This is a genomic window from Rhizobium lentis, from assembly GCF_014200175.1.
Taxonomy (GTDB): Bacteria; Pseudomonadota; Alphaproteobacteria; order Rhizobiales; family Rhizobiaceae; genus Rhizobium; species Rhizobium mulingense.
Map to the genome: position 1 here is coordinate 301,266 of NZ_JACHBD010000006.1, position 10,281 is coordinate 311,546.

At 61.2% G+C, this 10,281-nt stretch carries 11 protein-coding genes; 9 read left to right on the top strand and 2 right to left on the bottom strand.

Annotated features, from left to right (window positions below; translation table 11 throughout):
- Window positions 1-60 precede the first annotated feature (60 nt).
- Complete coding sequence (locus tag GGI60_RS16585) at window positions 61-315, bottom strand: hypothetical protein (protein WP_183934706.1); 255 nt, start codon at window positions 313-315, stop codon at window positions 61-63.
- On the opposite strand from GGI60_RS16585, the gene GGI60_RS16590 reads away from it, so the two are divergent.
- The 7 genes from GGI60_RS16590 to GGI60_RS16620 all read left to right on the top strand — a co-directional run bounded on the left by GGI60_RS16590 (window position 314) and on the right by GGI60_RS16620 (window position 6,802).
- On the top strand, window positions 314-1,231 hold the full coding sequence (locus GGI60_RS16590; protein ID WP_183934707.1) for a metal ABC transporter substrate-binding protein: 918 nt from the start codon (window positions 314-316) through the stop codon (window positions 1,229-1,231). The genes GGI60_RS16585 and GGI60_RS16590 overlap by 2 nt on opposite strands.
- The gene (locus tag GGI60_RS16595) at window positions 1,228-2,127 is read left to right on the top strand and encodes a manganese/iron ABC transporter ATP-binding protein (protein WP_183934708.1); all 900 of its coding nucleotides are present in this window, start codon (window positions 1,228-1,230) and stop codon (window positions 2,125-2,127) included. Before GGI60_RS16590 ends, GGI60_RS16595 begins: the two co-directional genes overlap by 4 nt.
- A complete protein-coding gene (locus GGI60_RS16600) occupies window positions 2,127-2,984 on the top strand; it encodes a metal ABC transporter permease (RefSeq protein WP_183934709.1) in 858 nt (285 codons plus the stop codon). The genes GGI60_RS16595 and GGI60_RS16600 overlap by 1 nt, the downstream gene beginning before the upstream one ends.
- On the top strand, window positions 2,981-3,826 hold the full coding sequence (locus GGI60_RS16605; RefSeq protein WP_183934710.1) for a metal ABC transporter permease: 846 nt from the start codon (window positions 2,981-2,983) through the stop codon (window positions 3,824-3,826). Before GGI60_RS16600 ends, GGI60_RS16605 begins: the two co-directional genes overlap by 4 nt.
- Window positions 3,827-3,981: 155 nt before the next feature.
- Window positions 3,982-5,007 (top strand): ABC transporter substrate-binding protein, encoded by a 1,026-nt coding sequence (locus GGI60_RS16610; protein ID WP_183934711.1) that lies wholly within the window; start codon window positions 3,982-3,984, stop codon window positions 5,005-5,007.
- The gene (locus GGI60_RS16615; RefSeq protein ID WP_183934712.1) at window positions 5,004-6,044 is read left to right on the top strand and encodes a FecCD family ABC transporter permease; all 1,041 of its coding nucleotides are present in this window, start codon (window positions 5,004-5,006) and stop codon (window positions 6,042-6,044) included. The genes GGI60_RS16610 and GGI60_RS16615 overlap by 4 nt, the downstream gene beginning before the upstream one ends.
- Window positions 6,041-6,802: an ABC transporter ATP-binding protein gene (locus tag GGI60_RS16620; RefSeq protein WP_183934713.1), complete on the top strand. Its 762-nt coding sequence runs from the start codon at window positions 6,041-6,043 to the stop codon at window positions 6,800-6,802. Before GGI60_RS16615 ends, GGI60_RS16620 begins: the two co-directional genes overlap by 4 nt.
- A gap of 18 nt (window positions 6,803-6,820) precedes the next feature.
- Here the strand turns inward: GGI60_RS16620 and GGI60_RS16625 are convergent, their stop codons facing one another.
- The gene (locus GGI60_RS16625; protein ID WP_183934714.1) at window positions 6,821-7,288 is read right to left on the bottom strand and encodes an Lrp/AsnC family transcriptional regulator; all 468 of its coding nucleotides are present in this window, start codon (window positions 7,286-7,288) and stop codon (window positions 6,821-6,823) included.
- Between the two features lie 151 nt (window positions 7,289-7,439).
- Between GGI60_RS16625 and GGI60_RS16630 the strand changes: the two genes are divergently transcribed.
- Together GGI60_RS16630 and GGI60_RS16635 are read left to right on the top strand one after the other, a co-directional pair.
- On the top strand, window positions 7,440-8,618 hold the full coding sequence (locus GGI60_RS16630) for an amino acid aminotransferase (RefSeq protein ID WP_183934715.1): 1,179 nt from the start codon (window positions 7,440-7,442) through the stop codon (window positions 8,616-8,618).
- A 33-nt stretch (window positions 8,619-8,651) separates the two neighbouring features.
- Window positions 8,652-10,280 carry a thiamine pyrophosphate-dependent enzyme gene (locus GGI60_RS16635; protein ID WP_183934716.1) on the top strand — a complete coding sequence of 543 codons (1,629 nt, stop codon included), beginning with the start codon at window positions 8,652-8,654 and terminating at the stop codon, window positions 10,278-10,280.
- The last annotated feature ends 1 nt before the right edge of the window (window position 10,281 follow it).

Genomic DNA, 10,281 nt, shown 5'->3' on the forward strand with positions numbered 1-10,281 from the left:
CGGCTGCGGCGCGGGGCCGGGCATAATCGTGGCAGCCTAACGGCGTCCGAGGAAAACTTCTCAGCACTTTCCCAGGCGATCCAGGCGTCTCTTGAAACCGTGGATATGTCCAGCGCCGCATGCAGGTTGATTTCGTCTGCGATCAGCCCGCCTCTTCGAAAATCCTTGTTGCAATTCGGTCGCAATTGCAGAATAGATAGATACGAGGCTCATCAGCAATGATTGCAAATGCGTCGCATTTACATCGGTGAACTTGTTATCGGCCGCCGCTGTGCGTGCCGAACGGTTGATGAGGCAAAAGAAGGGAATATTCATGCTTAGTTGCCTAAGACGCAAAGTCATAACCGGGATGGTGGCCGTTGCCGCACTCGGCCTGATGGCCGGCGGTGCCGCCGCGCAGGAGAAATTCAAAGCGGTGACCACCTTCACCGTCATTGCCGACATGGCAAAGAACGTTGCCGGCGATGCCGCGATCGTGGAATCGATCACCAAGCCCGGGGCCGAGATCCACGGCTATCAGCCGACTCCGGGTGATATCCAGCGGGCCCAGGGCGCCCAGATCCTCTTGTCGAACGGCCTCAATCTCGAGCTGTGGTTTCAGAAATTTTACCGGAACCTGAAAGATGTTCCCGACGTCGTGGTCTCCACAGGCGTTGAGCCGATGGGCATCAGCGAAGGCCCCTATAGCGGTAAACCCAATCCGCATGCCTGGATGTCGCCGAAGAACGCGATCATTTATGTCGACAACATCCGCGATGCCTTCGTCAAATATGATCCTGAGAATGCAGAGGTCTATAAGGCCAATGCGGAGGCCTACAAGAAGGAGATCGAGGCGACCATTGCGCCGATCCGCCAGAAGCTGGGTACCATCCCCGAGGACAAGCGCTGGCTTGTATCGAGCGAAGGGGCCTTCTCTTATCTCGCGCGCGACTTCGGCTTGAAGGAACTCTATCTGTGGCCGATCAATGCCGATCAGCAGGGCACGCCGCAACAAGTCCGCAAAGTCGTCGATGCCGTCAGGGCCAATAAGATCCCTGCCGTGTTCAGCGAGAGCACGGTGTCGGACAAGCCGGCCCGGCAGGTCGCCCGTGAAACCGGCGCCCATTATGGCGGCGTGCTCTATGTCGACTCCTTAAGCGAAGCCGACGGCCCCACGCCGACCTATATCGACCTGCTGCGCGTCACCTCCGACACCGTCGTCAAGGGCCTTGCCGAAGGCCTGTCGCAATGAACGCGACTGGTTCCCCTGTTTTCCCCGCATCTTCGGATGCGGGGGCCGGCATTGCTGTGACGGATGCCACGGTCACCTATCGCAACGGCCACACGGCGCTGCGAGACGCCAGCTTCCAGACCCCGACCGGCACCATCACCGCGCTTGTCGGCGTCAACGGTTCCGGCAAGTCGACCCTGTTCAAGGCGATCATGGGCTTCGTGCGCCTCGCCAAGGGCGAGATTTCGGTGCTCGGCATGCCGGTCGAACAAGCGCTGCGGAAAAATCTCGTCGCCTATGTGCCGCAATCGGAAGAGGTCGACTGGAATTTTCCGGTGCTCGTCGAGGACGTCGTCATGATGGGGCGCTACGGCCACATGGGGATGATGCGCATACCGAAAGCGGCCGACCACGACGCTGTGTCCAAGGCGCTCGCCCGCGTCAACATGAGCGAATTCCGCAAGCGCCAGATCGGCGAGCTTTCCGGCGGCCAGAAGAAACGCGTTTTCCTCGCTCGCGCGCTGGCGCAGGACGGTCGCGTCATCCTGCTCGACGAACCCTTCACCGGTGTCGATGTCAAGACCGAAGAGGCCATCGTCAAATTGCTCCACTCGCTACGCGACGAAGGCAGGGTGATGCTGGTCTCGACGCACAATCTCGGCAGCGTGCCGGAATTCTGCGACCGCACAGTGCTGATCAAAGGTACGGTACTGGCCCACGGACCCACAGACGAGACCTTTACACAGGAAAACCTCGAGAAAACCTTCGGCGGCGTGCTTCGCCATCTCGTGTTGAGTGGCTCCGGGGGCAAGCCATATCCCGTCGGCATCCTCACTGACGACGAGCGGCCGCTGGTCCTGCGGGAGGGCAAGCTGCTCGCGCCTGCCTCGGCGGACGGAAGCGGGGACCAAGGCTGATGGCCGCCATTCTTGAACCTTTTACCTATGACTACATGCTGAACGCCATGTGGGTCTCGGCTCTTGTCGGCGGTGTCTGCGCCTTCCTCTCCTGTTATCTGATGCTCAAGGGCTGGTCGCTGATCGGGGACGCACTCTCGCACTCCATCGTGCCGGGTGTCGCCGGCGCCTACATGATCGGACTTCCCTTCTCGATCGGCGCATTCTTCTCCGGCTGCCTTGCCGCCGCGGCGATGCTCTTTCTCAACCAGCGCACCAAACTGAAGGAAGACGCCATCATCGGTCTGATCTTCTCCTCCTTCTTCGGGCTTGGCCTCTTCATGGTATCGCTGAGACCGACTGCAGTGAACATCCAGACGATCGTGCTCGGCAACATCCTGGCAATCACGCCCGAGGACACGTTGCAGCTGGCCATCATCGGCTTCGTTTCGCTCGCCATCCTGCTGGTGAAATGGAAGGACCTGATGGTCGTCTTCTTCGACGAGACCCACGCCCGCTCAATCGGGCTCAATCCAACGCGGCTCAAGATCATGTTTTTCACGCTGCTGTCGGCCTCGACGGTCGCGGCCCTCCAGACAGTCGGCGCCTTTCTCGTCATCTGTATGGTGGTGACGCCGGGCGCGACGGCTTACCTGCTGACGGATCGTTTCCCGCGCCTGCTCGTCATCGCCGTAGCGGTTGGGGCAGCGACCAGCTTCGTCGGAGCCTATGTGAGCTATTTCCTCGACGGCGCGACCGGCGGCATCATCATCGTTTTCCAGACGTTGATCTTCCTTGCCGCCTTCTTCCTGGCGCCCAAGCACGGAATGCTGGCGAGCCGGCGCAGGGCTGCTCAAGCGCTGGGGACATCTCCATGAACGGTCTCGCCGCCTTGCTGGTGCCGTTCCAGTTCGATTTTATGATCAACGCCCTGATCATCTCGGTGCTGATCGCCATCCCGACAGCGCTGCTCTCCTGCTTTCTCGTGCTCAAGGGCTGGGCGCTGATGGGCGACGCCATGAGCCATGCCGTATTCCCGGGCGTGGTGATTGCCTATATCGCCGGCTTTCCTTTCGCGATCGGCGCCTTTGCGGCCGGGATGGTCTGCGCGGTTTCCACCGGATTCCTCAAGAATAACAGCCGCATCAAGCAGGACACAGTGATGGGCATCGTATTTTCGGGAATGTTCGGGTTCGGTCTCGTCCTCTATGTGAAGATCCAGTCCGAGGTGCATCTCGATCACATCCTCTTCGGCGACATGCTCGGCATCGGCTTTCCCGACATCGTGGAAACGGGAGGCGTTGCGCTGCTGACGGCCGCCATCATCGCCATCAAGTGGCGTGACCTGCTGCTGCACGCGTTCGACCCGGCGCAGGCGAGAGCGGTCGGGCTGAGGGTGAACCTGCTTCACTACGGCCTGCTCTGCCTGATTTCATTGACGATCGTGGCAGCGCTTCGGTCGGTCGGCATCATTCTCGCCATCTCGCTGCTGATTGCACCAGGCTCCATCGCCTATCTGCTGACGCGCCGCTTCAGTACGATGCTCGCTTTTTCGGTCGTAATCGCGGTGATCACGGCTTTTGCAGGCGTCTATCTCTCCTTCTTTATCGACAGCGCGCCGGCCCCGACGATCGTACTTCTGTTCGCGATCGCCTTTATTGGAGCCTTCCTCCATGCGACGCGCAAGGCCGCACGGATCGAAACGCAAGAGCCAAGCTGAGGATGAACGATCGCCTGCCTCCGGAACGGAGAGCCTTCGCCGCCGCATGTCCGGCACTGTCGATTTTTGCGATAAGTTGATTTAATCGGTCTTGTTTTCCGGCTGCTCCTGTGGCTATACCCCGGCCGCATAACTCACGCACCGGGGATTTCTTCGTGACCAACCTCAAATCGCTCCTGGCCGCCTGCGGCCTCTCCGCCCTGATCGGCCTTGCCGCAACGCCGTCTCTGGCGGGTTCGACAACCTATCCGCTGACGCTGGAAAACTGCGGCGCAGAGGTGACGTTCAAGAAGGCACCCGAGCGGGCGATCGGCCTCGGCCAGAACAGCGCGGAAATCCTGCTGCTGCTCGGCCTTCAGGACAAGATGGTCGGCACCGCCTTCTGGCCGAGCAAGGTGCTGCCGCAGCTCGCCGAGGCCAATGCCAAGGTCAAGCTTCTGACCGTCGAAATGCCGACCTTTGAATCGATGCTTGCCGAAAATCCCGATTTCGTCGCGGCGGCGCTGCCGAGCCTGATCGGGCCGAACAGTAAGGTCGCCAAGCGCGAGGATTTCGACAAGGTGGGCGTCGCCACCTATCTGTCTCCGAGCACCTGCCTCAGTACCAAGGACGTCAAGGATCAGTACGGCAGTCGCGGCGAGCTGTGGAACATGGATCTTCTCTACAAGGAGATCGACGAGCTCTCGCAGATCTTCGACGTCGCCGACCGCGGCCAGGCGCTGATCTCCGATTTCAAGGCGCGTGAAGCCAAGCTGCGCGGAAGGGTTGCGAAGGACGGCCAGAAACTGTCCTACGTCTTCTGGTTCTCCAGCCCCAGCCCGTCGGCCGATGCCTATGTCGGCGGCAAGAACAGCGCCTCCGGCTTCATCGCCGACCTGCTCGGTGGACGTAATGCAATCGACGCGGCAGCGGAATGGCCCACCATCGGCTGGGAAGGCATCATCGCCTCCAATCCCGATGTCCTCGTCGTCGCCAGCCTCGACCGCAACCGCTGGGAGCTCGACAAGCCGGAGGCAAAGATCAAGTTCCTGAACACCGATCCCGCCGTCAGCCAGATCCCTGCCGTCAAGAACAAGGCGCTGGTCGTCATGGACGGCCAGGCGATGAACCCGACCATCCGCACGATCTACGGCGCCGAACAGGTGGCCGAGCAGCTGAAGGCCCTCGGTCTGCTGAAGTGACCGAGGCAGGCCGTCTCTTCCGGCAGCTGGGAGCAGTCACCGCACTGCTTGTGGCTTCCCTGTGCCTCATCGCTGTCGCCATCGGCGTCAGCGTTGGAATCGGCGATCTGCCGATTCCGCTTGCGACCACATTCTCCGCCGTCACCAACCGGCTCGGCTGGACCGCGGTCGACTTGAACCGCATCCACGAGACCGTCATCTGGGATTATCGCCTGAGCCGAGCGCTTGTCGCCGCCTTCTGCGGCGCCGGGCTGGCGCTTTCGGGCGCCATCATGCAGTCGCTGCTGCGCAACCCGCTTGCCGAACCCTATGTGCTCGGCATCTCCGCCGGGGCTTCCACCGGCGCCGTCGCGATCGTCATCCTGGGGCTCGGTGCCGGCGCGGTGTCGCTGTCTGCCGGCGCCTTTGCCGGCGCGTTTGCAGCTTTCTTCTTCGTGGCGCTGCTCTCGAACGGCACGCGCGGAGGCGCGGACCGCACCATCCTCGCCGGTGTCGCCGCATCGCAGCTCTTCAACGCTTCGACTTCCTATATCGTCACCACCTCGGCCAATGCGCAGCAGGCCCGCGACGTCATGTTCTGGCTGCTCGGCAGTTTCGGCGGCGTGCGCTGGCCGGAATTCGCGTTGGTCTCGATCGTTGTCGGCATCGGTCTCGCCGCCTGCCTGTTCTACGCCCGCGTGCTCGACGCCTTCGCTTTCGGCGACGAAGCCGCCTCCTCGCTCGGCGTCAATGTCGGCCGCGCGCGAATGGCTCTCTTCGCGCTCACCGCGATGATCACGGCGACTATCGTCAGCATGGTCGGCTCGATCGGCTTCGTTGGGCTTGTCGTGCCGCATGTCGCCCGCTTCATCGTCGGGCCGCTTCATATCCGCCTCCTGCCGGCCTGCGCCATTGCAGGGGCGATCTTCATGGTGTTCGCCGATATCGCCGCCCGCGCCCTCATTCCCGGCCAGATCTTGCCGATCGGCGTCGTCACCGCCTTGGTCGGCGTTCCCTTCTTCTCGATCATCCTTTATCGGTTTCAGCGCGCGTCATGAGCATCAAGGCCGACAACCTCACCTGGAAAATTGGCAGGAAGACTATTCTGGACGGCGTTTCCATGGAGGCTCAACCTGGCCGGATGCTCGGACTGCTCGGGCCGAACGGCTCCGGCAAGACCTCACTGCTGCGGCTTCTCGCCGGCCTGAGGCGGCCGCATTCCGGCCGTGTCACGCTCGACCGCAAAGATATCGGCAAGATCAGCCGCCGCTCGATCGCCCGGCGCATCGCCTTCGTCGAGCAGCATGCCACGACCAACGCCAATCTGAAGGTCGTCGATGTCGTCAAGCTGGGCCGCTTCCCGCACCGCTCCATGTTTTCCGGCTGGACCAAGGCCGACGAAGAGGCGGTCGAAGCGGCGCTCGCCCGCGCCGGCATGGCGGAGAAGCGCGACGACCGCTGGCAGAGCCTGTCGGGCGGCGAAAAGCAGCGCGCCCATATCGCCAGGGCGCTCGCCCAGTCGCCGCAGGAGCTGATCCTCGACGAACCGACAAACCATCTCGATATCCAGCACCAGATCGGCCTGATGCGGCTCGTCTCCGGCCTGCCGATCACCAGCATCGTCGCCCTGCACGATCTCAACCACGCCGCCATGTTCTGCGATGAGCTTGTTATCATGCAGCAAGGCAGGATCGTCGCCTGCGGCTCGCCTGAGGACGTGCTGAGCGAAAAGCTTCTGCGCAACGTCTTTTCCGTCGAGGCCCGCATCGAAGCCTCGCCCCATCATTCACGTCCTCACATCCATTATCTCAGATGAGAGCGGCTGAAGCCGCCCTCACGTCACGATCTGCAACGGCAAAGCGGTGGTCTTCTTGATCGTCTTCAGGACGATGCTCGACTTGACCGAGGCCAGATTGTCGGTGACCCGGATCATTCTTTCGAGAAACTGGCTGAGATGGTCGAGGTCGCGGGTCATGACCTTCATCAGAAAATCGGCGTCGCCGGTCTGCGAATAGCATTCCAGGATTTCCGGCGCGGTTTCGATGAAGCGATGGAGCCGCTCGTTTCCTCCCTCCGTATGGGCTCTGAGGCTGACAAGCGTATGAGCGACAACGCTGAAACCCAGTTTCGCGGGGTTGAGAATGGCCACGACGCTCTGGATATATTGCTCCTTGCGCATCCTTTCCAAACGGCGTGCGCATTGGGTGGCGGAGAGATTGACCTTCTGTGACAGCTCGCCCTGTGTCATCTCGCTGTTTTGCTGAAGCGCCGCGAGCAATTTGATATCGAACTGATCAAGCATGACTCACCCGTGTTGAGGGGAATTTCTGCATAATATAGCCGTACGGCGCAGAATGTCTGCATATAAATGCTTGAACAGGGAGAGGATCGCAGAAATTCGCCGCCAAACTCAGTTAATCTCCAAGCAGAGTATAGAACGGAGGTGGACCTATATGTTTGAAGAACTGAAGAACCGGCCGGCTGACAGCCTGCTCGCCCTGATCAAGGCCTTCCAGGCCGATGAACGCGCTGGAAAGATCGACCTCGGCGTCGGCGTCTATCGTGACGCGATGGGCCGCACGCCTGTCATGCGGGCCGTCAAAGCGGCGGAACAGTTTCTTCTGGAAACGCAGGACAGCAAGAAATATCTGGGCCCCGAAGGCGATCTGCAGTTCGTGCGCCTGCTGCAGCCAATCGTTTTCGGGAAATCGCCGACTTTCGTTCAGCGTCTTGTCGGCATTCAAACACCGGGCGGCAGCGGCGCGCTGCGTCTCGGCGCGGAGCTCATCCAGACGGCAAATCCATCGGCGAAGGTCCTGCTCGGCACGCCGAGTTGGCCCAACCACGCCCCGATTTTCGGTTCAGCGCGACTGGGAGTAAAGGAATATCCCTTCCTCGACCTCACCTCGCAGCAGGTGAAATTCGAAAGCGTGATCGAGGCTCTATCTTCTGCCGACCCGGGCGATGTCGTGCTTCTTCACGGCTGCTGCCACAATCCGACCGGCATCGATTTCACCATGGAAGAGTGGCGGCAGATTGCCGAGCTCCTCGTTGCGCGGAAGCTAATGCCCTTCATCGATCTTGCCTACCAGGGGCTCGGCGACGGTCTCGAACACGATGCCGCACCGACACGCATGATCCTGGAGACCGTCGACGAAGCGCTGATCGCCTATTCCTGCGACAAGAATTTCGGCCTCTACCGCGAGCGGGTCGGCGCGCTCTATGCCATGGCCCGCACCGCCGATGACATTGGGAAAGCCGAAAGCAACATGGCCGCCCTTGCCCGCGTCAACTGGTCCATGCCGCCGGACCACGGCGCCGCAATCGTCCGGACCATTCTCGAAAGCGCCGAAATGTCGGCAATGTGGCGTGCCGAGCTCGAAGAAATGTGCGAGCGCGTCAACGACAATCGGGCAGCGCTCGCCGCCGCCGCGCCGGATCTCGCCTTCATCAGCCGGCAGCGCGGCCTGTTTTCCAATCTGGCCATGTCGAGGGAGACGGCGGCGGCGCTTCGCGCCAGGCATGGCATCTACATGGCCGATTCCGGCCGCATGAACCTTGCCGGCATGCAGCCGGCCGATGCCGGCGCCATCATCACCGCACTTCGAGCCGAAGGTTGCTTGAAGCAATAGTGACATAACCGTCTCAAGTCATTGGATTTCCAAATGAGCAGTAAAGAAACGACCGGCCAGGCGATCACCCGTTCGCTCATCGCCCATGGAATCGACACGGTTTTCGGCATTCCGGGCGCCCACATGTATGACTTCAATGACGCTCTTTACGGCGCCGGCGACAAGCTTCGATTCATCCATACAAGGCATGAACAGGGTGCCGGCTATATGGCCTACGGCTATGCGAAGTCTACCGGCCGGATTGGTGCCTATACCGTTGTCCCCGGCCCGGGCGTCCTCAATTCCGGCGCGGCTCTCTGCACCGCATACGGTGCCAATGCGCCGGTGCTCTGCGTCACCGGCAACATCATGTCGCACCTGATCGGGCAAGGCAGAGGACAGTTGCACGAACTGCCGGACCAACTCGCGACGATGCGCGGGATTACCAAGGTTGCGAAGCGCATCAACCATCAGTCAGAAGCCGGTCCCGTCATGTCAGAAGTCGTCAGCAAAATGCTTTCCGGGCGGCAGGGTCCAGGAGCGGTCGAAGCCCCTTGGGATGTGTTCGGGCAAACCGGCCCGGAAACCGATCGACCGCTCGGCACCAAAGCCGCTCATCCGGCCGTCGATCCCGATCGGATCGCGGCAGCGGCGACGCTGATTTCAGGCGCTCGGAATCCAATGGTCATGGTCGGCGGCGGCGCGACGGATGCCGGAGGCGAGATCGCGGCGCTCGCCGAGCTGCTGCAGGCGCCTGTCACTTCCCACCGCTCCGGCAAGGGCATCGTCGCGGATGACCACCCGAACCATCTCAATTTCGTCGCCGCCTATGAATATTGGAAGAAGGTCGATGTGCTGATCGGGATCGGTAGCCGGCTTGAGTTGCAGTTCATGCGATGGAAATGGCTGCCGAAGGGCCTCAAGATCATCCGCATCGATATCGACCCGACCGAGATGGTCCGCCTCAAGCCCGATGTCGGCATCGTCGCGGATGCAAGCGATGGAACGCGGGCGCTCACCGATGCGCTGGCAGGCGCGAGACGTGAGGATCGCACCGGCGAGTTTGCCGAACTCAATACAGACGCACGGTCTCGCTTTCATGCGGTGCAGCCGCAGCTTGCTTATCTAGATTCCATCCGCGAAATCCTGCCGAGAGACGGCTTCTTCGTCGAGGAAATCAGCCAGATGGGCTTCACCGCCCGCTTCGCCTTCCCGGTCTATGGCCCGCGCCAATATGTGACATGCGGCTACCAGGACAATCTCGGTTTCGGCTTCAACACGGCGCTCGGCGTGAAGGTCGCCAATCCCGATAAGGCCGTTATCTCCGTTTCCGGTGACGGCGGCTTCATGTTCGGCGTTCAGGAGCTTGCCACAGCTGTCCAGCACAAGATCGCCGTCGTCGCCATCGTCTTCAACAATTCCGCCTATGGCAATGTGCTGCGCGATCAGAAGCAGACTTACGAAGGCCGCTATCTCGGCTCGGACCTCACCAATCCGGATTTCGTCGCCCTCGGCGAGAGCTTCGGTGTCAAATCCTTTAAGGCGACGAGCCCCGGCGAATTGCGTGAGGTATTGGAAAAGGCGCTCTCGCTCAATGAGCCCGTGCTTATCGAGGTTCCGATCGAAAAAGGATCCGAAGCCAGCCCCTGGCCTTTCATTCATCCGGCTCCGCACGCCGAATGAA